The 22,153-nt window shown below is 66.4% G+C and carries 15 protein-coding genes and 1 tRNA gene; 9 read left to right on the forward strand and 7 right to left on the reverse strand.

Annotated elements, in window-relative coordinates; genetic code table 11:
- Positions 1–105 precede the first annotated feature (105 nt).
- On the reverse strand, positions 106–2,319 hold the full coding sequence (locus KGR00_RS00115) for a TonB-dependent siderophore receptor (RefSeq protein WP_224418155.1): 2,214 nt from the start codon (positions 2,317–2,319) through the stop codon (positions 106–108).
- 228 nt (positions 2,320–2,547) lie between these two features.
- A complete protein-coding gene (locus KGR00_RS00120; protein ID WP_224418154.1) occupies positions 2,548–3,441 on the reverse strand; it encodes an ABC transporter substrate-binding protein in 894 nt (297 codons plus the stop codon).
- Between the two features lie 691 nt (positions 3,442–4,132).
- Here KGR00_RS00120 and fhuB point away from each other — a divergent pair.
- Together fhuB and fhuF are read left to right on the forward strand one after the other, a co-directional pair.
- Positions 4,133–6,127 carry a Fe(3+)-hydroxamate ABC transporter permease FhuB gene (gene fhuB, locus KGR00_RS00125; RefSeq protein ID WP_224418153.1) on the forward strand — a complete coding sequence of 665 codons (1,995 nt, stop codon included), beginning with the start codon at positions 4,133–4,135 and terminating at the stop codon, positions 6,125–6,127.
- 32 nt (positions 6,128–6,159) lie between these two features.
- Positions 6,160–6,939: a siderophore-iron reductase FhuF gene (fhuF, locus tag KGR00_RS00130; RefSeq protein ID WP_224418152.1), complete on the forward strand. Its 780-nt coding sequence runs from the start codon at positions 6,160–6,162 to the stop codon at positions 6,937–6,939.
- Positions 6,940–7,085: 146 nt separating this feature from the next.
- Here the strand turns inward: fhuF and KGR00_RS00135 are convergent.
- Positions 7,086–7,162, reverse strand: a tRNA-Met gene (locus KGR00_RS00135).
- A gap of 171 nt (positions 7,163–7,333) precedes the next feature.
- On the opposite strand from KGR00_RS00135, the gene phbB reads away from it, so the two are divergent.
- Complete coding sequence (phbB, locus tag KGR00_RS00140; RefSeq protein WP_129141721.1) at positions 7,334–8,080, forward strand: acetoacetyl-CoA reductase; 747 nt, start codon at positions 7,334–7,336, stop codon at positions 8,078–8,080.
- Between the two features lie 82 nt (positions 8,081–8,162).
- Here phbB and KGR00_RS00145 read toward each other — a convergent pair whose 3' ends face one another.
- Positions 8,163–10,940: a DUF349 domain-containing protein gene (locus tag KGR00_RS00145; protein ID WP_224418151.1), complete on the reverse strand. Its 2,778-nt coding sequence runs from the start codon at positions 10,938–10,940 to the stop codon at positions 8,163–8,165.
- A gap of 249 nt (positions 10,941–11,189) precedes the next feature.
- Between KGR00_RS00145 and minC the strand changes: the two genes are divergently transcribed.
- The 4 genes from minC (at position 11,190) to sbcB (ending at position 14,581) form a co-directional block, all read left to right on the forward strand.
- Complete coding sequence (minC, locus tag KGR00_RS00150; RefSeq protein ID WP_224418150.1) at positions 11,190–11,921, forward strand: septum site-determining protein MinC; 732 nt, start codon at positions 11,190–11,192, stop codon at positions 11,919–11,921.
- 51 nt (positions 11,922–11,972) lie between these two features.
- Positions 11,973–12,791, forward strand: a complete 819-nt coding sequence (gene minD / locus KGR00_RS00155; protein WP_129141718.1) for a septum site-determining protein MinD — start codon at positions 11,973–11,975, stop codon at positions 12,789–12,791.
- Entirely contained in the window at positions 12,788–13,036 is a 249-nt protein-coding gene (minE, locus tag KGR00_RS00160) for a cell division topological specificity factor MinE (RefSeq protein ID WP_129141717.1), read from the forward strand. Before minD ends, minE begins: the two co-directional genes overlap by 4 nt.
- A gap of 84 nt (positions 13,037–13,120) precedes the next feature.
- Positions 13,121–14,581 (forward strand): exodeoxyribonuclease I, encoded by a 1,461-nt coding sequence (sbcB, locus tag KGR00_RS00165; protein ID WP_224418149.1) that lies wholly within the window; start codon positions 13,121–13,123, stop codon positions 14,579–14,581.
- Between the two features lie 61 nt (positions 14,582–14,642).
- On the opposite strand, the gene KGR00_RS00170 is transcribed toward sbcB, so the two are convergent.
- Both KGR00_RS00170 and KGR00_RS00175 read right to left on the reverse strand, forming a co-directional pair.
- On the reverse strand, positions 14,643–17,468 hold the full coding sequence (locus tag KGR00_RS00170) for an insulinase family protein (protein WP_224418148.1): 2,826 nt from the start codon (positions 17,466–17,468) through the stop codon (positions 14,643–14,645).
- Between the two features lie 2 nt (positions 17,469–17,470).
- Positions 17,471–18,154: an SOS response-associated peptidase gene (locus KGR00_RS00175; RefSeq protein ID WP_129141714.1), complete on the reverse strand. Its 684-nt coding sequence runs from the start codon at positions 18,152–18,154 to the stop codon at positions 17,471–17,473.
- Positions 18,155–18,330: 176 nt separating this feature from the next.
- On the opposite strand from KGR00_RS00175, the gene KGR00_RS00180 reads away from it, so the two are divergent.
- Both KGR00_RS00180 and KGR00_RS00185 read left to right on the forward strand, forming a co-directional pair.
- Positions 18,331–18,945 (forward strand): WHG domain-containing protein, encoded by a 615-nt coding sequence (locus tag KGR00_RS00180; protein WP_224418147.1) that lies wholly within the window; start codon positions 18,331–18,333, stop codon positions 18,943–18,945.
- Positions 18,942–20,858 (forward strand): MFS transporter, encoded by a 1,917-nt coding sequence (locus tag KGR00_RS00185; protein WP_224418146.1) that lies wholly within the window; start codon positions 18,942–18,944, stop codon positions 20,856–20,858. The genes KGR00_RS00180 and KGR00_RS00185 overlap by 4 nt, the downstream gene beginning before the upstream one ends.
- Here KGR00_RS00185 and KGR00_RS00190 read toward each other — a convergent pair.
- Positions 20,841–22,127 carry an HlyC/CorC family transporter gene (locus tag KGR00_RS00190; RefSeq protein WP_129140718.1) on the reverse strand — a complete coding sequence of 429 codons (1,287 nt, stop codon included), beginning with the start codon at positions 22,125–22,127 and terminating at the stop codon, positions 20,841–20,843. The two genes, KGR00_RS00185 and KGR00_RS00190, sit on opposite strands and share 18 nt — an antisense overlap.
- Positions 22,128–22,153 lie beyond the last annotated feature (26 nt).

Raw genomic sequence — 22,153 nt, forward strand, 5'->3', positions numbered from 1 at the left:
CAGGCCATGCATGGCATGGCCATCCCTCAATAGCAGTAATTCATGGTAAGGGTGTAGTTTCTGGGCTTGCCGTAATAGTTGTCTCGGTGGTATTTGGCAGCGAATTTACCACTTGTAGCTTAATGTGGCCGTCACATTGCGCGCCTCGCCGACATGACAGATTGTCGCGCTGGAGCACGAAGAGACATACTCCTTGTCGAACAGGTTGACGGCATTGACCCTCAAATCCATGCCTTGGAAATCGCGGGATAGCATGCCGAGGTCATATTCCAGCATGGCATCGACCAGTGTATAACTCTCCACGTCGAACGTATGGCTATCGTTGCCCCAGGTAGCGTCATTGTAGCGAATGCCGGCGCCGACACCCAGTCCATTCCAGGTGCCAGCCGAGAACTCGTATTTTCCCCAGGCAGACGCCATGTGACGAGGCACGCCATAGGGGGTGTTACCCTCGGTGTCGTCATTGGTCTCGACGTATTCCATGTCCGTGTAGGTGTAACTGGCAATCAGCGACAACTGCTCGGTGGGGTGGAGTTTCGCCGACAGTTCCAACCCGCGGGAACGGACCTTGCCGATAGCCTCGTAGAAGGTGGAGTTGGGGATCGACTCGGAAACGTTCTCTTGCTCGAGGTGATAAAGGGCGGCCGTGTACTGGTTGTCGCTCCCTGGCGGCTGGTATTTGATCCCCAGCTCGTATTGTGAAGCCTCGCTGGGGTCCAGCGTGTTTCCGGAAACGTCGGTATTGGTGGCCGATGCCGGTTCGAAGGATTCCGAGTAGCTGAGGTAAGGGGAAATGCCGCTGTCGAACGCATAGAGCAGACTGGCCCGCGTGGTGAAGCTGTCACTATCACTCTCGGAAGCCATCCCGAGGTTGGTATAAGCGGTACTGGTATCGGCCCAGTCCTGACGGCCAGCGAGGTTGAATCGCCATTGGCCCAGGCTGATCTGGTCTTGCAGATAGACGCCGGTCTGTTCCACCTTGTCAATAAAGTTGGTGGGAGCGCCATAGGTGATCTGGGCATTGCCATACTGCGGATCGAAGGCATCCAGCGGACTGGCTGCGCCAAACCGCCATGACCCGGAGTTACGCTGGTATTGATAGTCCACGCCGAAAAGCAGGGTATGTTCCAGCGGACCCGTGGCGAAATTACCCTGAAGCTGGTTGTCGACCTTGTAGGCGTGGAGGGACTCGTCGGCACTGGCGACTCGGCGATTCAACTGGTTGCCGTCTCCGACCCAGCCGCTGGAATAAATCTGATCGTAATCGATATCAGCCGAGGCGAAACGGAAGTTCTGCCGGGCTTGCCAGGCATCGTTGATTTGACGCTCCAGCTGATAGCCGATCAAGCGCTGGTAGCGCTCGAACCCATTGAAACCCGGTTCACCATCGAAGAAGTCGTTCTCGACTCTCTGGCCGTTATGATCGCGTACCGAACCGTCGGCGGGTGTCCACCCATAGTAGCCACTATTGGGTTCATGTTGCAGGTAGGCCATCAAGGTCAGGGATGTATCCTCGGTTGGCAGCAATGTCAGCGATGGTGCCAGGGTATAGCGCTCGTTCTCGACATGATCGAACTGGCTGTCCGACCCACTGGCTAACCCGACCAGACGATAAGCAATCCGTTGGTCATCGCCCAGTGGGCCGCTAAAATCGAAGCGCATGGTGCGTTTATTCTGAGTGCCTGCCTCCAGTTGAATCTCATGGAGAGGCATGAACAATGGACGCTTGCTGGTCAGCCCCACCAGGCCACCCGGGTAGCTCTGGCCGTACAGGACAGATGTTGGTCCCTTGAAGACGTCGATGCGCTCGAGAAAGTAAGGGTCGATCTGTAATGAGTTATATCCCCCCACATCGCCAGCCATCTTGAGGCCATCGAAATAGATGTTGTCGAGATTTCCGACGCCACCGAAGCCGCGCATCGAAATGAAATCATAGCGGTTGCCAAAACCGTTGCGTGCCCCGGTGAAAACGCCTGGTGTATAGCGAAGAGCCTGCTGTACCGAGCCGGCACCCTGATCTTCGATCTGCTCGCGAGTGACGACGGACACAGACTGTGCTGTCTCCAACAGTGGGGTGTCACTCTTTGTGGCGCTGCGACTGGTGCTGGCGGTATAGCCCTCGGTAGGCATCAGCGCATTGGCGATTCTATCGTCGGTCACCTGGACGATAGGCAATTCCGCCGGCATGTTGTTGCCGTCTCGGTTTTCTGCCGCCTGCGCGAGGCCGGACGTCAGTAGCGTGGTCGAGCAGATGCCCGTGATGACGATACTGATGGTGAGGGAGAGGGGGTGTCGATGCAGTACGAAAGGGATGGACATGAATGATCTCCTTTGCCTGTAATTAAATGATAATTGTTATTATTTATAGTTTAATTCAATATAGCCGTGTTTCCGCTGTCAAGCCTGTCCCCGGTCTTCTTGCTGTAACTTAGTAGGGTGGGACGCATAAGACGGTTTTGGGACGGCCGCGTTGTTGTCGCAGCGCAGACGTATGACGCCACCCTGGCTGGACCAGATGGCTCATCGAGAATCGGCCGAAAGGGAGCGTCAAACGTCGCCGGTGTCGCTCTTGTCGGTCAGGCCGTCGACGAGACTGTTCGCGAAGCGTCGGGCGGCCGGGAAGCCACCCCACGACCAGTAGTCGAGCGACAGGATGGCATAGTCGTTGCGCTGGACACTCGGCCAGTGTTGCCACAGGCCTTTCTGGAGTAACTTGCGCTGCCCACCAGGCGGGTCGTAAGGGCTATCGAGGAAGACAATTCTGGCTTTTATATCCAGCAAGGCTCGTGCCGTGACTGTCGTGAAACCCCACTGGCCAAGTTTTCCTTCCCAGGCGTTATGGAGTCCGAGACGTTTTAATACCATGCCTTCCACACTGCCATGTCCGTAAACGCGCGCATGGCGCTCATCCATCAGGCGAACGATCAGCACGGGTGAGTCGACGTTCCCCAAGCGGTTAATCAACTCATCGAAGTGTCTGTCGGTTCGTGCAATGTACTGTTCTGCTGCGGCCGGGTCCTTGGTCAGGGCGCCAAGCTTGCGCGTCAAGTCTTCGAGAATCTGCCAGTGATCAATAGCGGCTTTCCCCGGGTAATTGTTGTAAAGCGGGTACTCCTTGACGTCGGCGATCTTGCGGAGCTTGGGGATCAGGTTCACATGAGCGGGCGGGGAGATCAGGATCGCATCGGGGGGCTGGCTCGCAAGGAGCTCAAGGTTAGGGAGATGACGATAACCCAGATCGGTCGCGGTCGGAATGATGTCGGGCTGGCGGGAATAGGTCTCGTAGCCGGCAAGGCCCGAAACGAAGGTGGGAGGGTGCCCTATGGCATCGAGTGTCTCGGCGATGGCGAAATCGAAAGTCGCCAAGGAAACCTCGTTCTCATAATCGCTGGCCATGGCGACGTTGCCCAGGCCTAGCCAGACGATCAGGAGGGCCGTCATGAGGGCCCTCGTTGTCCGACGACGAGGTCGGTGTTCTTTGGGCCTTGCGGTCATGCCGGCACCCTGGAGTCTCTGTAAGGCGGCACCTCGGTGATGGCGTCGCTCAATCAATGGACAGGCTCGTTCATGCAGAGGCGTTTCCGGCATTGGCTGAAGACTGCCTACGCGCAGCCATGCGGCGTAGAAAATCGACCTGGGCATGAGTCCGGCTCGATACCAAGATGCGCATTGAAACGCCATGCACCCGTGTGCGAGCCCTGCTCGCTCTTTCGCCAACACTTGGCCTTGGCTATGCCCCCGCCCTGAACTTTGCTCGCTGGCGTCTCGTAGCGATTCGAGGGCTCGTCGGGGGCGAGGTTTTTCATGTTCTTAAAAATGATAATCGTTATTATTTTTTCGGGTGCGCTCGATGTCAAGATCGGACTGTCCGGCGGAGGGGGTTAGGTTCTCGGCGTTGTGGGCCGCTCCGCCTGGAGCGGCCGGGTGGCTGGGAAGCGCGTCAGCTCGTGCCCGCCAGGGCAGGAGAAGTGGGCTTCCTCCTGTCGCCTTGCGCCGGGAGAACCCCGCCGGCACTCGAGCAGGGTAGCCTTGGTGTTGGCGAGAATGCTAAATTGATTGATAATCGTTATCGATTATGGCATTTGCGGTGCGACGGGGCAGCGGAAGGGGACAGGAACGGATGAGAGGAAACGTGACCACGACGAGCCACGCGGCTCGTCGTGGCCTATCACCGGCACTGGCCTGCCTGTTGCTGAGCCTGCCGCTGCTGGGGCTGGCGTGGCTGGATCTGCAGGCTCAGGGGGGCTTGGCGCTGGGCCTGAAGGCACTGCTGTCGCCGTCGTTCGAGACAGTCGACCAATTACTGTTGCACTATGCCTGGTGGCCGAGACTCTCCATCGCCCTGCTGGCGGGCGGTGGCCTGGCGCTGGCCGGGGTACTGCTGCAGCAGGTGCTGCGTAACCCGCTGGCGTCGCCCACCACCCTGGGGGTGGCCTCGGGGGCCAATCTGGCATTGATGGCAGCGACCCTGCTGACCCCCGGGTTGTTGACCGTTGGCCGTGAATGGATAGCGCTGGCTGGCGGTGGGCTGGCGGTGGGTCTGGTGTTCACGCTGGCCTGGCGGCGTGGGCTGGCGCCCATCGTGGTGGTGCTGGCGGGGCTGGTGGTCAACCTCTACCTGGGCGCCCTGTCCACGGCGTTGCTGTTGTTCAACCCAGATGCGTTGTCGGGGCTGTTGATCTGGGGGGCCGGCTCGTTGGCCCAGAATGGCTGGGATGGCGTGGCGACCCTCTGGCCGCGGCTGGCCATCGCCGGTCTGTTGGCGGTATTCCTGCTGCGGCCCCTGGCGGTGCTGGAACTGGACGATGCCAGCGCCAGAAGTTTGGGCGTTTCTCTCAAGTATCTACGCCTGGCCGGCCTGGTGCTGGCGGTGTTCATGACGGCGAGTGTGGTCAGCGTGGTGGGCATCATCGGCTTCATCGGCCTGGCGGCGCCCAACATCGTGCGCCTGGCGGGGGCGCGGCGTCTCGGCGAGCGCTTGTTGTGGGGCACGCTGCTGGGAGCGGTGCTGCTGGCCACCACCGATCTGTTGTTGCAGCACTTCCTGGGGGGCTTGCCGATACTGATTCCCACCGGCGCCGTGACCGGCGCCCTGGGCGCCCCGCTGCTGATGTGGCTGATTCCGCGCCTGAGGTTGCACGGCAACCAGGCGCCGCAACCGGGCGGGGTCGCAGCGAGTCGCCATCCCGGCCCGGGGCGCTTGATCACACGCCTGGCGATCGCCCTGTTGCTGGCGGTGGGGCTCGGCCTGTTGCTGGGGCAGGGGATGCACGGCTGGTACGGGCTGTCGCCGGACAACTGGGAGGTCCTGCAGTGGCGGGTGCCCCGGGTGCTGGCTGCCGCCGCCAGCGGGTTGATGCTGGCCGTGGCCGGCACGCTGCTGCAACGGCTGTCGGCCAACCCCATGGCCAGCCCCGAGGTGCTGGGTATCAGCGGCGGCTGCGCCATTGCACTGATCCTGGGGATCTTCCTGCTGCCGTCTCCCTCCAGCGGGATGTTGGTGGGCGTGGGCACCCTGGGGGCGCTGGCCACGCTGCTGGTGCTGGTGCTGCTCAATGGACGTAGTGGCTTCGTGCCCGAACAGTTGCTGCTCACCGGCGTGGCGATCGGCGCGCTGTTCGATGCGCTGCGCAGCGTGATCCTGTCGGCTGGCGACCCGCGTGGCCAGCAGGTGATCGCCTGGCTGTCGGGGTCCACCTATTACGTCGATCTCACCAGTGCCCTGGTCGTTGGTACGCTGGCGACGGTGTTGACACTGTGCGCGCTGCCGCTGACTCGCTGGCTGGACATTCTGCCGCTGGGGGCGCCCACCTCACGGGCCTTGGGCATTACCCTCGACCGGGCACGGCTGCTGCTTTTACTGCTGGTGGCGCTGCTGACGGCCTGCGCCACCCTGGTGGTGGGGCCGCTCTCCTTCGTCGGGTTGCTGGCGCCGCACATGGCCAGGCTGCTGGGCTTGGCGCGGGCGTACCAACACCTGCTGGGCGCGGCGCTGGTCGGCATGTTGCTGATGGTGCTGGCCGACTGGGTGGGGCGCCAGATCATCTTCCCCTTCGACATGCCGGCGGGGCTGATCGCGTCGTTGATCGGTGGGGCCTATTTCATGTGGGGGCTGCGGCGGCTGTGAGGAAGGCGCGCTCATGATCGAGGAGATGACCTGTGGTCGATAGGGGCGCCCTGGCATTGCCCATCGATGACGCCGCCGACGCCCTGCTGGCGCTTTATCGTCGGCCGCCTCTCGATACCCTCAGAGCCCCGGCTTTCGGCACGCCCGGTGCCTCGACATTGGCGGTCGCCGATCTGTTCGAACGGACGGTGCTGGACGGGTTGCTCGAACGCACGGCGGCGGCCTTCGGCGAGGGGGCCGATCGCCGGGCGGCGGCCTCCATCTGGTCGAAATATCACCTGAGTGCCGTGTCGATCCCGGCGCTGGTCGCCAATCTGTTGCTGGAGCGCGAACTGCCGGTGGCATCGAGCGCGGTGCGGGTCAGCCTGGGCGAACGGGGCGAGACCGCGCGGCTCTGGCTGCCCCATGGCGGGCGCCCCTTGGCGTCCCGGGCGCCCGAAGTGCGTTTCGCGAGGTTGTTCGATGCGCATTGCCGGCCACTGATCGAGGTGTTGGCCGACCTCTCGGACCTGTCGCCCAAGGTGTTCTGGAGCAATCTCGGGCACTACGTGGAGTATGCGGGGCAGGCCTGTGACCGGCATCCCGACTTCAGCGGATCCGGTGAACCGCTGCTGCGTTTCCTCGAGACGCGGACTTTGCCGGATGGCCGGCGTAACCCGTTGTACCGACCGGTACGTTACCTCGACCTGGAGGGAGGGGCCTCGGCGCGGGTGCGGCGGCTGTGCTGTATCCAGTATCGCTTGCCCGGTCAGCCGCTGTGCGGCGGCTGCCCCCTCAAGCCGGAACATCGCCCGCCCAGGTGCCGGGGCTGAATCCTGACACGCGAACCAGGAGCGGGGCTGACCAGCGAGGCGTTTGCCGGGGGCGAAACCGCGAGGGCCGTTTTTCGATCGGCGCTGCAAAAGGCACGCAAAAAAAGAGGCGAACCGCCCATTGGACGATTCGCCTCTTTACAATTTGGTAGCGGGGGCCGGATTTGAACCGACGACCTTCGGGTTATGAGCCCGACGAGCTACCAGGCTGCTCCACCCCGCATCAGATCGTGGAGCGTATTCTACGCAAAATTGGCGTCACGTCAAGTGTTCGTCGGGTATTCGCACGGGGGCGGTGTCGTCGACCATACTAACCGGTGGCAGGGCTCGGAGAGGGCCCGTCGCCAGTCGAAGACTCACGTCGGTTCAACGTCATGACTCAGGGGGAGACAAGATGACACAAACAGCACCCGTCGCTTGGGTAACCGGTGGCACCGGTGGCATCGGCACCGCCATTTGCCGTGCGCTGGCCAAGGAGGGCTATCAGGTCGTGGCTGGCTATCACAATCCCGACAAGGCCAAGCACTGGCTGGAGGAGCAGCAGGCGGAGGGCTACAACAACATCGCCCTGTCCGGCGCCAATCTGATCGACTACGAGGACTGCGAGGCCGGGGTGCGCGAAATCCGCGACAAGTTCGGCCCCATCAGCGTGCTCGTCAACTGCGCCGGCATCACCCGCGACACCACACTGAAGAAGATGAGCCCCGAGCAGTGGAACGAGGTCATCGACTGCAACCTCAACAGCGTCTTCAACACCTGCCGCTGCGTGATCGAGGACATGCTCGAGGCGGGGTACGGGCGTATCGTCAACATCTCGTCGATCAACGGCCGCAAGGGACAGTTCGGTCAGGCCAACTACTCGGCGGCCAAGGCCGGGATGCACGGGCTGACCATGTCGCTGGCCCAGGAGACGGCGACCAAGGGGATCACCGTCAACACGCTCTCCCCCGGTTATATCGCCACCGACATGATCATGAAGATTCCCGACAAGATCCGCGAGTCGATTCGCGAGACGATCCCGGTCAAGCGCTTCGGCGAGCCCGAGGAGATCGCTCGCGCGGTGTGCTTCCTGGCCGATCGCGGCTCCGGTTTCATCACCGGGGCCAATCTGGACATCAACGGCGGCCAGTTCATGGGCTAGACGCCGGCCAACTGCAACTCCCCGCACGAGAGCGAGGCTTCGGCCTCGCTCTCGGCGTTTACGGGGCCTGCGGCCGTCCGGTTCAGGGCGGTGGAAGCTCGGCCAGTCGCGACAGCTGACGGTCCAGCTCGGCGGCCTCGCGTTCCCACAACGCCGGTGCCACGGGGCCGGTGGCGAGGATATCGCGCAGCACGTCGTGGAGTTCGTCGGCCCGGGTCAGCTCGCGACCCAGGCCGTCGTTGAGACGCTGGACCTGGATCGCCAGACGCAACGGCTCGTCCTCGCGGCGCACCGTGCCGCCGGCGAGCAGTGCCAGATGCACGCGCCGGCGGGTCAGGCGTTCGTCGACCACGTCATCGGGCGGTGGCGCGCGCCGGGCGGCATTGCGCTGTTCGTGGGCTTCCTGCATGTCGTCGTCGAGCGGTGACGACGGCAACGGGACCGACTCGGCCGTGCTGCCCTGGCATGCCCGGGCGTCGGCGGTGAGATGCGCCTCGAGCAATGGGCGCAGCGCCTGCCAGCGCTGAATCTCCTCGCTCACCGCGAGCCGTGCCAGGCGCTCGCGGCGCGCGCGGACGATGCCCGTCCAGCGCCGTCGCATGCCGTCGCTGCGCCGCCCCTGGGGCAGCGGTTCGAGGCTCTCGGCCTCGGCGATGGCTGCCTCGAGCGTGGCGACATCGTCGCTGGCATCGGGCTGCCAGGCATCGATGCGCTCGATCAGCGCCTGCATGGCGTCGAGTCGCTCGCGGGTGCGCTGGGCCCGGTCGTCGCGTTCGTTCTCGCGGGCCGCGAAGAGGGTGTCGCAGAGGCCGCGGAATTCCCGCCACAGCGCCTGTTCCTCGCCCTTGGGCGCGCGGCCCAGCTCGCGCCACTGGCGTTGCAGCGTCTTGGCACGCTCGGCGCGCTGAGCGGCGCTGGTGGTGGTATCGGCCTGCAGGACGCGCGCCTTCTCGACCAGCTCGCGCTTGGCGCCGGCGATCTCCTGGGCTCGCCGGTCGATCAGCATCTGCAGGGCGTGACGAATCTCGCCGAAGCGCTGACCGATCGCCTGGGCCCGATCGCGTGGTACCGGGGCGAAGCGTCGCCACTGCTCGCGGGCCCGGTCGCGGATCTGGCGCAGGGCGTCGGGATCGGCGTCTGGGTCGGGGTTGGCGAGCAGGGCCTCGAGCTGCTCGCAGAGTGCCTCGCGGGCGGCGAGGTTGTCCTCGCGCAGTGCGTCGCGTTTTTCCCGCCAGGGTACCAGCCGCTCGTGGATGCGTTCCGAAGCGGCCCGGAAGCGGGCCGACAGTTCGCGGTCGGCGGCGGCGTCGCCGAGGTTCTTCCAGTCCTTGACCAGTTGACGATGCTGGCGGTCCAGCTCGACGTCGGCGAGTGTCGTGTCCTCGGCCAGGGCCTCTATCGCCTGGCACAGCTGCACGCGCTTGGGACCGGCCACGAAGCCGCGCCAGTCGCGCAGCTCGGCGAGCTGGGCACCGAGACGCTTGAGTGTCGGCTGGTACTGGCGCCGGTCGGCCTCGGCGAGCTGGCCGAGGCGCTGACGCAGGCTCTGGTGCAGCCGGCTGGCGCGTTTGAAGGCGCCCTGACCGAGCAGTGACTCGAGCTCCTCGAGATCCCGCGCGACGCGCGCCGCCTGTTCGGGCGAGCCGGCCGGCTCGTCGGGGGCGTCGGCGAGGCGCTGGCGCGCCTGGGCGAGCAGCGGGCTGGGTGGCAGGTCGTGAGGCCAGTCGAGGGCATCGAGACACTGTCGCAACGTCGCCTTGCGCGGCTCGGCCAGCGCCTCCTCGAGCGCCCCGACGTGGCGTTCGAGCCGCCCCCAGGCCTGATTGATCCGTTCGTACTCGCTCAACGCCCGGGCGTAGCGCTCGCTGAGGGCGGTCTCCGGCGGGTGGCGATCGGAGAGCGTCTGCCACTGGTTGTCCAGCAGGCGTTTCTGGGCCTGCAGGCTGGCGATGTCCTGCTCGGTGAGGCGCTCGCCGTGACGCAGCCCGGCCAGCGTGTCCTCGAGTGCCTCGATCAGCGAGCGGCGCGTCTCGTCGGCATCGTCGCGGCGCTGGTCGGCGGCGGCCAGCGCATGATGGTGGGCCTCGTGGTCGGCGATCACCTTGCGGCAACGCAGCGCGGCTTCCTGGAAGCGGCGCTCCTGTTCCGGCGTGGGCAGGTCGTCGAGGGATTCCCACTCGCGCTGCAGGTGACGATAGCGCCCCGAGTAGAGCGGCTCCCAGGCATGACGGGCGTGGGCCTCGAGGGAGTCCAGCACGTGCTCGCGGCGTTCTCGGGTCTCGCGGGCCTGGGTCTCGTTCTCGCGCAGCCGGTTGAGGCGTGCCCGCGCCTGGCGCGCGACCTGCTTGTCGCGCCGGGCGCGGCGTGCCAGCTGGGTCAGGCCGGCTTCGCTGGTGACCCGCTCGGCCGCGGCATGGCGTACCGCGGCGATGCCGTTGTCACAGGCCTGACGAAGCAGTCGGGACTCGTCGTCGAGACGCGCCAGGGCGGCCAGGCGCAATGCCTGATTGTCGCCTTCCAGTGCCAGCGTCTCAAGCAGCGTCGGCTCCTCGATGCGCGCGACCAGTTCGATCCGCGTGGTCAGCGGCGTGCTGCCGTCGCGACCGCTCAGCAAGCCGAGCAGGCGGCGATGCAGCTCGGGGCTGTCGTGGGTGTCGCGCAGCGTCAGCAGGCGGGCCGGGTCGTCGAGACTGGCCAGCGCGGTTTGACGCACGCCGGGGTCGCTGTCGGTGGCCAGACGCTCGAGCCGCTGGCGGTCGTCGTTGTCGGTGGGGTCGAGGCGCTCCGCGGCCTGGCGCCGGACCGAAGGGTCCCGGTGCTGCCAGCGCGGGGCAAAGAATCGTCGCAGAAATCCAGACATAGGTCGCAATGCATCCCTGAAATAACGATGATCAAACGGCGGGGCAGCCGGTCCGCTGGCGTCTTTCCGCCCTGTCGAGTGTCGCTTGCGGTATACCGCTATATAAGCATGAGGCCGGGAACGCGAAAAGAGCCGGGCGTCGTCGCTGGGCGACACTGACATGCGCCTTCCACAGCGCGTATGATCGGTTGCAGCTCGGCAGGCCCTCGCTTAGCTTTAAGAGTCATCATCCGATTGTGGAGACCGGCAATGAGCCTCAACGTGGACAGGGCTGGCAACGCCTTCTCTTTCAAGGGTGGCATGCTGCCCATGACGGTCATGGAGCTGACCAGCGCGGATCCCGAGCGGATTCGCGAGCAACTGGTCGGCAAGCTCAATCAGGCGCCGGCCTTCTTTCAGCATACGCCAGTGATGCTGAGTGTCGAAAAGCTCGAGGAGCCGCACCTGGCGCTGGAGCGGATCTGCGCGGTGTGCCGCTCCCACAAGCTGTTGCCGGTCGCGGTGCGCGGTGGCGGCGAGCCGGTCAAGCAGTCGGCCTGGGCGCTGGGGCTGGGCTGGTTCCCGCCTCAGGAGGTGCGCCCGCGCAGCCTAGAGACCGTGACCCCCGCCCCGGCCGAGGAGCCGGCGCCGGTCGCGACGCCCCTGGGCAGCGTGGGCAGCCGGATTCACCGCGGCACCGTGCGTTCCGGCCAGCAGATCAGCGCGGCCGATGGCGATCTGGTGGTGCTCGGCGCGGTGAACGCCGGGGCCGAGGTCCTGGCGGGGGGCAACATCCACGTCTACGGGGCGCTGCGCGGGCGGGCGCTGGCCGGGATCCACGGCGACCGCGAGGCCGGGATCTTCTGTCACGAACTGCACGCCGAGCTGCTATCGCTGGCCGGCAATTACAAGCGTCTGGAAGACATCGATCCGCAACTGTTGGGCAAGCCGGCGCAGGTCCGTCTCGACGACGACCAATTGACCATTGCGCCACTGGCCTGACGCGCGGTGATGTAACGCTCTTCGATTTCAGCAAGCAACAGGAAGCTTACCTTGGCCAAGATCATTGTAGTGACCTCCGGCAAGGGCGGGGTCGGCAAGACGACCAGTGCAGCAGCCATCGCCACCGGCCTGGCGCTGCGCGGCAAGAAGACCGTCGTGATCGATTTCGACGTGGGGCTGCGCAACCTCGACCTGATCATGGGCTGCGAGCGCCGCGTGGTCTACGATCTGATCAACGTCATTCAGGGCGAGGCCGGGCTCAATCAGGCGATGATCCGCGACAAGCGCGTCGACAATCTGCACATCCTGCCCGCCTCGCAGACCCGCGACAAGGACGCGCTGACCGCCGAGGGCGTCGAGAAGGTCCTCGATACCCTGGCCGAGGATTTCGACTACATCGTCTGCGATTCGCCGGCGGGCATCGAGCGCGGCGCTCAGCTGGCCATGTACTATGCCGACGAGGCGGTGGTGGTGACCAACCCCGAGGTGTCCTCGGTGCGCGATTCCGATCGCATCCTCGGGCTGCTGGGCTCGAAGACCCGGCGTGCCGAGCAGAACCGGGACCCGGTCAAGGAGCACCTGCTGATCACCCGCTACGATCCCGAGCGCGTGACCGGTGGCGACATGCTCAATCTCGAGGACATCCACGAGATCCTGGCGATCAACCTGATCGGCCTGATCCCCGAATCCGAGGCGGTGCTGCGGGCGTCGAACCAGGGCATTCCGGTCACGCACGATCAGAAGAGTGATGCTGGTCAGGCCTATTCGGACACCGTGGCGCGCCTGCTCGGTGAAGAGGTGCCGTTGCGTTTCCATGAGTACCAGAAAAAGAGCCTGCTCTCGCGCATGTTCGGAGGAGGTCGTCGGTGAAGCTACTCGAGTTTCTCAAGCGTGAACGCAAGAAGTCGGCGTCGGTGGCCAAGGAGCGGCTGCAGATCATCGTCGCGCATCAGCGCAGCCAGCGTGACCAGCCGGATTACTTGCCGATGCTCGAGAAGGAGCTTCTGGAAGTGATTCGCCGCTACGTCAACGTCGACCAGGAAGCCATCAACATCACCCTCGACAGCGAGGACGACTGCTCGGTGCTCGAGCTCAACGTCACGCTGCCGCGCTGAAACGCGATGGTCGAGCGGTGCTGAGACGTGATCGCGGCTGTGCTAGGCTGAGCGCCTTTCCTCCGACGCTTAGGGAGAGCGTGCATGGCCCGTGGTGGCGATTCGCAGCAGACCTTTCTCTGGCACGATTACGAGACGTTCGGTGCCGACCCGCGCAATGATCGCCCCTCGCAGTTCGCCGCGATCCGCACCGACGCCGATTTCAACGAGATCGGCGAGCCCCTGACGCTCTACTGTCGGCCGGCCGACGACTATCTGCCCTGGCCTCAGGCCTGTCTGATCACCGGCATCACGCCGCAGACCGCCAGCCGCCGGGGCCTCCCCGAGCGGGAGTTCGCCGCGCGCATCAACGCGCTGATGAGCCAGCCCGGCACCTGTGCGCTGGGCTACAACAGCCTGCGCTTCGACGACGAGGTGTCGCGGCATCTCTTCTATCGCAATCTGCTCGATCCCTACGCCCGCGAGTGGCAGAACGGCAATTCGCGCTGGGACCTGATCGATGTGGTTCGCGCCTTCCACGCGCTGCGCCCCGAGGGCATCGAATGGCCCCGGCGCGATGACGGCTCGCCGAGCTTCCGGCTCGAGGACCTCACCGCCGCCAATGGCATCGAGCACGCCGGCGCCCACGACGCGCTGGCCGACGTGCGTGCCACCATCGCCTTGGCGCGACTGCTGCGCGAGCGCAACCCACGGCTGTTCGACTACCTGCTTTCATTGCGTAGCAAGCGGGCGGTGGGCAAGTTGCTCGACATCCCGTCCCACAAGCCGATGCTTCACATCTCGCGGCGCTATCCGGCGAGCCGGGGCTGCAGCGCGCTGGTGGTGCCGCTCGCCGAGCATCCCGGCAACCCCAACGGGGTAATCGTCTACGACCTCAGCGTCGACCCCGCGCCGCTGTTCGAGCTCGACGCCGGGGCGATTCGCCAGCGGGTCTTCGCCAGCGCCGACGAGCTCAGCGAGGGCGAGGCGCGCATCCCCCTGAAGATCGTGCACGTCAACCGCAGCCCGGTGCTGCTGCCGGTGTCGGCGCTGAGCGACACGGTGGCGGCGCGGGTCGGCATCGACCGCGCGGCCTGCGAGCGACACTGGCAGGCGCTGATCGCCAACCCCGAGGCGGCGCGCAAGGCGGCGGCGGTGTTCGCCGACGGCCCGCCGAGCACGCCCAGCGACCCCGATCTGATGCTCTACTCCGGTGGCTTCTTCTCGCCGGCCGACCGCCAGCAGATGCAACGGGTCCACGAGACCTCACCCGAGGCGCTGGGCGAGACCGCCTTCGCCTTTCAGGATCCGCGGCTCGAGGAGATGCTCTTCCGCATGCGGGCACGCAGCTACCCCGACACCTTGAGCGGCGAGGAGCAGCAGCAGTGGGAAGCCTATCGCTGGGCCCGGCTCAACGATGCCTCGCTGGGCACGCTGACCCTGCAGGGGTTCGCCCGCGAGATCGAGCGGCTCAACCAGGTCTCGCTCGACGACCGCGAGCGCCAGATCCTCGAGGAGCTGGTGATGTACGTGGAGGGAATGTTGCCGCCGCAGGCTTTCGGGTAGGCCCTGTCCAGCCGACGAGAATCGACAGGCGCCCGCCGGGAAACCGGCGGGCGCAGTTCGTTCAGCGCTGCCCGGCGAGCGGCGTGAAGCCGGCGGTGAGCTCGGCCACGTCGCTGGGCTCGGCGGCGTCGTCGAAGCTGATCGTCAGCGGTGCCGACTGACGCAGGGTCTGCCAGCCCTGGCGGACCTCGTCGGCGGTGAGCCCGTCGACTCGTGCGGCGAGGTGCTCGCGACGCTGGAAGTCGGGATCCGCGTGGACGGTTTCCTGCCACAGTCGTGAGGTCAGCTCGGCGAGCGACGAGGGGCGTTCCAGCAGGCTGTCATGGACCGCCTGACGATAGGGGGCCAGGGTCGACTCGTCGAGCGTGGCGATGCGCTTGTCGAAGCCGTCGAGAAACGCCGTCATGCGCGACTGGATACGCGCGACATCGGCGCTCGGCGACTGCACCAGCAGGGCGAGGCCCGGGGCGTCGAGCAGCGGCTGGTAGCCGGCGTTGACGATGTAACCGAGCTGTTCCTCGGTGCGCAGCTGGGCGTAGAACGGCGTGCTGATCAACTGACCCAGCACCGCCAGACGCGCCTGGCTGGCCAGCGAGCGGTCCGGCCCCTGCAGGTAGCGCAGCACCGCGGCATCGTTGCGGCTGGAGTCGGGGTGCAGGGTGGGCGGTTTGGCGGGCACCGTCAGCGGCTGGAGTTCGGCAATCGCCGTGTCCTCGAGTTCGGGGGCGAGGGCGTTGTCGACCATCAACCCTTCGCGGCGGGCGAGCTCGGGGGAAAGGTTGCCCACCGCCATGCTCTCGATGTGCAGGGCGTCGAGAAAGCGCGTGCGATAGTCGCGCAGGTCGGCGGCGCTCAGGCCGTCGATTGCCTCGAGCAGCGCCTGGGGTGACCAGCTGGGCCGGATCAGGGCGTCGCCCAGGGTGGCCTGCATCCGCTGGTAGAGCGGCGCCTGGGGCGCGTTGCGCCATTGGCGTTCGAGTCCCAGCTTGACCCGCGCCACGCTGTCATCGGTGATCTTGCCGGACTCGAGCTGCTCGAGGACGCGCTGGATGACCCGCGCCTGATGATCGCGCCAGCCCGAGAAGGAGAGCGTGATGCCGCGCGCATGGGCGTAGGCGTCGTAGGACTGGCCGGCCAGGCGGGCCGGATACAGCGTCTCGTTGAGGCTGTCGTCGAGCCAGCCGGCGAGCAGCCGGGTCAGTGCCGCCTCCTTGGCGTCACGGGCCGCCAGCGGGCTCTGCAGGCTGAAGCGCCATTCCACGCGCGGCGTGCCGAAGCTGCTGTCGGGGCGGTACCAGAGGGTATAGTGCGCGCCGTCGATCAACGTCTGCGGGGCACTGGACTCGAGCGGCAGCAGGCTCAGGTCCTCGGCGATGTAGGGGTTGTGACCGGGTAGCGCCAGGCCGGCGAGTGGCTCGGCGCGGGGCCAGGCGTCGACGCGCTCGAGGGTGTAGGGCGCGTCGAACCAGCGGGTGGTCGCCTGGCCCTCGACATCGGGGCCGCTGTAGACGCGCAGCAGGCGTTGCGGCGTCAGCTTGGCGAGGATCTCGCGCAGCTTGTCGGGGTCGTAGCCATCCATCCGGTAGGGGCCGTACTGGACGTCCTTCAGCGGGTAGTAGGCCATGTTCATGGCCAGGTTGCTGGCCACGTGGATCGGCTCGCCGCGCTGCTGGAAGCGGAAGTCCTGCTCGGCGAGGTCGGCCTGTTCCTGGTAGCGCCAGGCATCGAGCCCGTGTTCGCGGATGCGCCGGATCATCGCGAACAGGCTGGCCTGGATGCGATCGAGGTGCTTGGCCCCTTCCGGGGTCAGGCTGACGTCGACCACCAGCAGCGCATCGTCGCCGTCGCCGCGGGCACTGCCGGCGGACAGGCCGTCGGCCCAGCCGGCCTGGCGCAGCGCGGCGAGCAGGCTGCCCTCGCCCTCGTGGCCGAGCAGGTTGGCGAGATAGCCGAGCGACTTGTGGCGGTAGTCCTGCTGCGGGTCGTCGATGGGGAAGGCGAACTCGACCTGGCGACGCTCCTCGAGGGTCTTGACCCGCAGTCGGGCCGGCAACTGCGCCGAGGTGAGCAGCGGCTCGGGGATCGCGGCGCGGGACAGGCCGCGATTGGGCACCGCCGCGAAGTCGTCACGCACCCACTGCGCCAGGGTGTCCAGCGGCTGCGGGGCGACCACCACGAGATCCATGATGCCGGCCCCGTAGTGCTTGTGGTAGAAGTCGATCAGCGACTGGCGCAGCGGCCGGTCGCCGTCCTTGAGGGTCTCGAGGCTGCCCACCGCGAAGCGGGTCGCCGGATGCGCGGGGTTGAGCGCCTGATCCATGGCCTCGGCGACCCGGCGGGTGTCGTCACGCAGGCGGGCCTGGTACTCGGAGTTCACGGCGTGGCGCTCGCGATCGACGTACTCGGCATTGAAGCGCGGGGCAATGAAGAACTGGCTGAAGCGATCGAGCGCGCCCTCGAGGTTGCCCGGGTCGATGTCGAAGAAGAAGTTGGTGTCGCGATCGGCGGTAAAGGCGTTGTGGCTGCCGCCGTGCTGGTTGATGTAGCGCTGGTAGCTGTCCGCCTCGGGGTACTTGTCGGTGCCCAGGAACAGCATGTGCTCGAGGAAGTGGGCGAGCCCGGGGATGGCGTCGGGGTTCTGGTCGCTGCCCACGGCGACGTTCATCGCGGCGGCGGCCTTGTCGGCGTCGGGGTCGCTGATCAGCAGCACCTCCAGGCCGTTGTCCAGGGTCAGGGTGCGGTAGTGGCGGGTGTCGTTGGGGCTGACGATCGGCTGGCCGTCGTCGCCGGCGACCTGGGATGGCGTTTCGGCCGCCGGCGCCTGGCCGGCGAGGCCGAGCAGCAGCGCCAGCCCCAGGGCGGTCGCCCGGGTTCGCAGTGTGGGCATCATCACTCCTGTTCGCGGTGCCAGCGGACCATTCGCCCGGTGGGGCGGCCGCAGGCCCAGTCCTGATTCATGGGATCGTTCACCTGTCTAGATACCGGAAAAGCGCCCAACAGTTCCAAGGGCGCCGGTGACAGGCTCTTGCGAGCGGTTTCCAGCGGCGTCGCCGGATCGAGCCAGGCGGTCAGCCGGGCGGGGTCGACGAGCGCCGGGAAACGGTCGGTGAGCGGCGCCAGCAGCGGATTGACGGGCACGGTGATCAGCGCGGTAGAGTCGGTATAGCGCACCAGAGTGGTGTGATAGCGGCACCACAGCGCCGCCAGCAGCAGGGGACCGCGATCCTCGCGGGTGATCAGGAAGGGCTGCTTCATCCGCGGCTGCGGCTTCCACACATAGACCCCGCTGACCGGCACCACGCAGCGCCGGGCGGCGAACGCCTCGCGGAACATCGGGCGCTCGTCGAGGGATTCGGCCCGGGCACAGTGCGGCGCATGATCGAGCACCTTGAGCCAGGGCGGCGTCAGCCCCCAGAACGCCGTGACCAGATGCGGCTCGCCCTGCTCGTGGCGAATCATCGACACGGGGTGGCGTGGCGCCCGGTTGGGGCTGGTCAGCAAGGGCTGGTCGATACGCAGCGACGGCAGGCGCGTATCGAGGGCATGCTCGGCGATGTGCAGGCGTCCGGCCATCGGGCCTCCCGGGGCAGCGTGACGTCGAAGGAATGGGGTGGTCCGCGAAACACGGACTCGCGCGCCAGGCGGCATGTTATCAGGCTTGCGTTTGCGCGTGGTGTCGATATGCTGGGGTGAAAACACTGTTCGACCACGCCGTCCGCTGGCAGGACGGACGACAAGCGAGGCATTGAATGGCACGTCCCAGACAGCACGCGCCCGAGGCGTTGCATGCCCAGGTGATGACGGCATGCGACACCTGGCTACGGGAGAATCCCGTACATACGCTGTCCCTACGTGCGTTGGCGCGTGAGATCGGCTGTGCGCCGAGCACGCTGCTCAAGCTCTATGGCAGCTTCAACAACCTGCTCCAGTACGTCAACATCGAGACTCTGGAGCGCCTGGGCGGTGCCGTGGAGGGCATGGCCGACGCCGCGCCCGAGCCGCGTCTCAAGGCGCTGGCCACCGCCTACTGGCAGTTCGCCCACAAGGAGCCCTATCGCTGGCAGTTGCTGTTCGACTACCCGCTGGCCCAGGAAGGCGAACTCGACCAGCGCCAGCACAGCATGATCGAGGGGCTGTTCACCCGCGTCGAGGCGACGCTCAAGGAGTATCAGCCCCAGCTCGACGATCTTGCGGCGCGGCGCATGGCGCGGACGCTGTGGGGCAGCGTGCACGGTCTGGTCCAGTTGGGGCTGAGCGAGCGCCTGGGGTACTGGCAGGGGCAGCAACTCGAGGTCGGCGAGCTGCTCGACCAGCTGCTCACCACCATTCTCGCCGGGCTCGAGCGCGTGCCGGAGTCGTCGTGAGTCGATCACTGATGGCGCGGCGCCAGTTCGCGCCCTTCTTCTGGACCCAGGCGCTGGGCGCCTTCAACGACAACGTCTTCAAGAACGTCCTGCTGCTGCTGCTGACCTTCGTCGCCGTGCCGCGCTACGGCTGGGACACGGGGCTGCTCAACAATCTCGCCGCGGCATTGTTCATCCTGCCCTTCCTGCTGTTCTCCGCCTGGGGCGGAACGCTGGCCGACCGCATCGACAAGCGCCGGCTTGTCCAGCGTCTCAAGCTGCTCGAACTGGCGACCATGACGCTGGCGGCGGCGGCCGTGTGGTTCGAGCAGTTCCTGCTGCTGCTCGCCCTGCTGTTCATGATGGGTACCCAGTCGGCGCTGTTCGGGCCGGTCAAGTACGCCATCCTGCCTCAGCACTTGCCGCGTACCCAACTGGTCCAGGGCAACGCCTGGATCAATCTGGGGACCTTCGTGTCGATCCTGCTGGGCACGCTGCTGGCCGGCGTGCTCGCCGCGCTGGAAGGTCCCTGGTCGCGGGCGTCGATCGCCGCGGCGCTGATCGCTGTGGCACTGCTCGGCTATCTGGCCAGCCTGGCGGTCCCCCCGGCGCCGTCGAGCGATCCCGGGCGCGTGCGCTGGCGGCCGCTGTCCGGGAGTGTCGCGGTGCTGCGCGACAGCTGGCGCGAGCCGCGCGTGTTCCGGGGCCTGCTGGGGATCAGCCTGTTCTGGTTCCTCGGCGCTTGTTACCTGACGCAACTGCCGGCCTGGGTGCGCGACATGGTGCATGGCCAGGAGACCGCCGTCAGCTGGCTGCTGGGGGCGTTCGCGCTGGGGGTGGGGGCGGGGGCCATGCTCTGCGCCCGGCTCTCCGCCGGTCGCCTCGAACTCGGGCTGGTGCCGCTGGGGGCGCTGGTGATCGCCGCCGCCGGTTTCGACTTCGCCGCCCGGCCGGCGCTCCCCGGCGAGAACCACGACCTGCTGGCCGTGCTCGGCCTGCCGGGCTTCTGGCGGATGAGTCTCGACCTGGCGCTGGTGGGGCTCGGCGGCGGGCTGTACATCGTGCCGCTGTACACCCTGGTGCAGGTCGCCAGCCGCGACGACCGCCGCGCGCGGATGATCGCCGCCAATAACCTGCTCAATGCGCTGTTCATGATTCTCTCGGCGCTGTTCGGCATCCTGCTGCTGACCGTGCTGGACGCCTCGCTGACGACCTTCTTCGCGGTGCTGTCGGGGGTCGCCCTGGCGGCCGGTGGCGTGGCGTTGATCCTCAACCCCCGGGCGCTGCTGCGCCTGGTCGTCTTCGCCCTGACCCACGTGCTCTATCGGCTGCGCTTCTCGGGGCGCGGTCATATTCCGGCGGAAGGGCCGGCGCTGGTGGTCTGCAACCACGTCAGCTTCATGGATGCCCTGATCATGGGGGGCGGTTGTCCGCGGCCGCTGCGTTTCCTGATGGACCGGCCGATCTACGAGTCGCCGTGGCTCAACTGGTTCTTCCGTCTCGCCGGGGCGATCCCGGTGGACTCCGAGCGCCGCGATCCGGGCGGCGTCCGGCGGACGATGGCGGAGGTGAGCCGGGCGCTGCGCGACGGCGAGGTGGTGATGCTGTTTCCCGAAGGGCGGCTCACCCCGGACGGCGACATCCACCGCTTCCGTCGCGGCGTCGACATGATCCTGGCCCGCGATGCGGTACCGGTGGTGCCCGCCGCGCTGGCCGGCTTGTGGGGGTCGTGGACGTCGAATCGCTTCGGCCGGGCGTTGACCACGCGGCCGCGGCGTTTTCGGGCCCGGGTGGCGCTGGTCTTCGGCGAGCCGGTGCCGCCCGAGCAGGCCGACGGTCGGTTGCTCGAGGCGCGCGTGCGCGAACTCAAGGAGACCGCCGAGGCCAGGCTGGGTGGCGCGCACCGCGCCAGTCGCTCAATAGACCACGCGTGAGCGGCGAACCGCGGGCTGCCAGCAGCGCGCCGCGGTGATCAGGTTGTCCTTGACCTGCAGGATCTCCATGCGCGTGGCGCCGAGCTGCAGACAGGCCGGGGCGTCGGGGAACGACTCCAGGTGCTCGATGATCAGGCCGTTGAGCGTCTTGGGGCCGTCGGTGGGCAACTGCCAGCCGAGCATCTTGTTGATCTCGCGGATGTTCGCCGTGCCCTCGATGACGTAGCTGCCGTCATCCTGCAGGTGGATCTCCTGATGCATGCCGGCGACGTCGGTGGTGAACTCGCCGACGATCTCCTCGAGGATGTCCTCGAGCGTCACCAGCCCCTCCACGTCGCCGTACTCGTCGACCACGATGCCGATGCGCCGCTTCTGCTGCTGGAAGTTGAGCAACTGGGTATGCAGCGGCGTCGACTCGGGAATGAAGTAGGGTTCGCGGGCTTCCTGAACGATCGAGGCCTTGGTGACCTCGCTCTTGGACAGGAAGCGGGCCGCGTTGCGCAGATGCAGGATGCCGATGATGTTGTTGATGTCGCCCTTGTAGACCGGCACGCGGGTGTGCTGGCTGGCACGGATCTGGGCGAGGATGCTGTCCAGGTCGTCGTCGAGGTCGATGCCGGCGATCTCGTGGCGCGGCACCATGATGTCGTTGACCGTGACGTTCTCCAGATCGAGGATCGACAGCAGCATCGCCTGGTGGCGACGCGGGATCATGGTGCCGGCCTCGTGGACCACGGTGCGCAGCTCGTCGCGGGTCAGGTTGTCGGCGCCGCCCTCGATGTTGCGCACGCCCATCAGGCGCAACAGGCCGTTGGAGATGGCGTTGACCATCCACACCAGCGGATAGAGCACCTTGAGCAGCGGTTCCAGCGCCAGCGAGGAGGGGTAGGCGATGCGCTCGGGCTTGATCGCCGCGAAGGTCTTGGGGGTCACCTCGGCGAAGATCAGCACCACGATGGTCAGCACCAGGGTGGCGATGGCCGGCCCCGAGACTTCGCCGAAGAAATGAATGGCGATGATGGTGGCGATCGAGGCGGCGAGGTTGTTGACGAAGTTGTTGCCGATCAGGATCACCCCGATCAGCCGGTCGGGGCGCGCCAGCAGGCGCAGCACGCGCTGGGCCCGTCGCTCCCCGCTCTTGGCCTGATGGCTCAGGCGATAACGGTTGATCGACATCATGCCCGTCTCGGAACTCGAGAAATAGGCGGATAGCAGAATCAACAAGACCAGCAGGCCGAACAGCAGTCCCAACGGGATGTCGTCGCTCAAGGTCGGGGGGTCCTCAGTCGCGTACC

It is taken from the genome of Modicisalibacter sp. MOD 31.J (assembly GCF_020147985.1).
Taxonomy (GTDB): domain Bacteria; phylum Pseudomonadota; class Gammaproteobacteria; order Pseudomonadales; family Halomonadaceae; genus Modicisalibacter; species Modicisalibacter coralii.

Coding starts and splice junctions, on each gene's coding strand:
- KGR00_RS00115 (WP_224418155.1), bottom strand. CDS start 2,319: ATGTCCATCCCTTTCGTACTGCATCGACACCCCCTCTCCCTCACCATC.
- KGR00_RS00120 (WP_224418154.1), bottom strand. CDS start 3,441: ATGACGGCCCTCCTGATCGTCTGGCTAGGCCTGGGCAACGTCGCCATG.
- phbB (WP_129141721.1), top strand. CDS start 7,334: ATGACACAAACAGCACCCGTCGCTTGGGTAACCGGTGGCACCGGTGGC.
- KGR00_RS00145 (WP_224418151.1), bottom strand. CDS start 10,940: ATGTCTGGATTTCTGCGACGATTCTTTGCCCCGCGCTGGCAGCACCGG.
- minC (WP_224418150.1), top strand. CDS start 11,190: ATGAGCCTCAACGTGGACAGGGCTGGCAACGCCTTCTCTTTCAAGGGT.
- sbcB (WP_224418149.1), top strand. CDS start 13,121: ATGGCCCGTGGTGGCGATTCGCAGCAGACCTTTCTCTGGCACGATTAC.
- KGR00_RS00170 (WP_224418148.1), bottom strand. CDS start 17,468: ATGCCCACACTGCGAACCCGGGCGACCGCCCTGGGGCTGGCGCTGCTG.
- KGR00_RS00175 (WP_129141714.1), bottom strand. CDS start 18,154: ATGGCCGGACGCCTGCACATCGCCGAGCATGCCCTCGATACGCGCCTG.
- KGR00_RS00180 (WP_224418147.1), top strand. CDS start 18,331: ATGGCACGTCCCAGACAGCACGCGCCCGAGGCGTTGCATGCCCAGGTG.